At 44.9% G+C, this 1,419-nt stretch carries 2 protein-coding genes; both read left to right on the plus strand.

What is annotated here, in order from left to right; all coding sequences use genetic code 11:
- Window positions 1–75: 75 nt before the first annotated feature.
- Entirely contained in the window at window positions 76–339 is a 264-nt protein-coding gene (locus tag R7Q47_RS24405) for a hypothetical protein (RefSeq protein WP_005462091.1), read from the plus strand.
- Window positions 340–402: 63 nt separating this feature from the next.
- Window positions 403–1,389, plus strand: coding sequence for a CobW family GTP-binding protein (locus R7Q47_RS24410; protein ID WP_021487104.1), 987 nt, complete (start codon window positions 403–405; stop codon window positions 1,387–1,389).
- Window positions 1,390–1,419 lie beyond the last annotated feature (30 nt).

Below are 1,419 nucleotides of genomic sequence, written 5' to 3' on the forward strand. Positions count from 1 at the left end.
GAAGGTGTATGACTTTCGTTCGGTGCCCTTGTCACAGGAGGTGTCAGGGGCTTACTCTCAAAAAGGCGAGTTATCATGAAAAGCAACAAAAGTAAGGCTATTGCACTTATCTCTGTCGTTGTTTTCGCTTTGGCTATCGCTGCGCTTAAATTCGAAAACACGCTCGGAATCCTTCCAATCTTAGTCGCGATTATCGCATTCTTTACCTGTGTCATTCACACCAGTATGTACCTGTCGAATGTGAAACGTGCAGAGGCGGTAAGTCATTCTGACTATTCTCAAAACTCAAACCGACACACATTAAATCAAGACATAAGCGAGCGTGATAAAAAGCGTTGAAGCAAGTCACATTCTCCGTATACTTTGCCCCAGCACTAATGCACGACTGTGTCGGAGAAAAACATGTCAAATCGAGTACCTACCAACATACTGACCGGATTTTTGGGTGTCGGTAAAACGACCACGATTTTAAATCTTTTAAAGAACAAACCTGAAAATGAAAATTGGGCGGTGTTGGTCAATGAGTTTGGTGAGATTGGCATCGATGGTGCATTAATGACCGACCAAGGTGCGTTGATTAAAGAAGTGCCGGGCGGTTGCATGTGCTGTACCGCAGGCGTTCCTATGTCTGTTGGTATTACGGCATTATTGCGCCAAAAGCCAGATCGTTTGTTGATTGAACCAACAGGCCTTGGTCATCCAAAACAAGTGATTGCGACGCTGACATCAGAGCAATATCTGCCATACGTTGATTTAAAGGCGACCATCGCGTTAGTCGACCCTCGTAACTTGAGCGATGAAAAATACACGTCTAATCAAAACTTTGTTGATCAGCTAGACAGTGCCGATGTGGTGATTGGCAGCAAAGTCGATCTCTGTTCAAGCCATGATATTGATGTGTTCAACGATTGGGTTACCGATCAAACGCCAGCTAAAGTGTTCAGTAAGTTGATTCACAACGGCGAGCTGCCGATTGAAGTTCTGGATATTGAACGCGTACACGGCAGTGCTTCTTCTCATATCGAAACGCATCACCATGAGCATGCACACCAAGAGCCTCAGTTTCAGTTACCACCGGGTGAAGCATTCATCCGTAAAGAGAACAAAGGGCAAGGCTATTTCAGTTGTGGCTGGCTATTTGGCGCTGAATACAAGTTCGATTTTGATAAGCTGTTCTCGATGTTGTCTGACTTAACTGCCGAACGTGTGAAAGCGGTAGTCAACACCAATCAAGGGTGTTACGCATTTAACGTGGCAAATCGCGTGGTATCGGTCAACGAAATCAGCTTAGAAGGGTTTGAATCACGACTTGAAGTGATTGATTCTCAGCTTCTTCCTTGGGATGAACTAGAGCAAATATTACTGCAACTTGCGGGTATTGAAGGATAGGGCATTCGTCATTCTTCGCGCAAATGTTGG

The sequence above is a fragment of the Vibrio sp. Vb0349 genome, from assembly GCF_033338975.1.

Bases quoted from the DNA above. Each gene is read 5' to 3' on its own strand.
- R7Q47_RS24405 (WP_005462091.1), top strand. From the start codon at position 76: ATGAAAAGCAACAAAAGTAAGGCTATTGCACTTATCTCTGTCGTTGTT.
- R7Q47_RS24410 (WP_021487104.1), top strand. From the start codon at position 403: ATGTCAAATCGAGTACCTACCAACATACTGACCGGATTTTTGGGTGTC.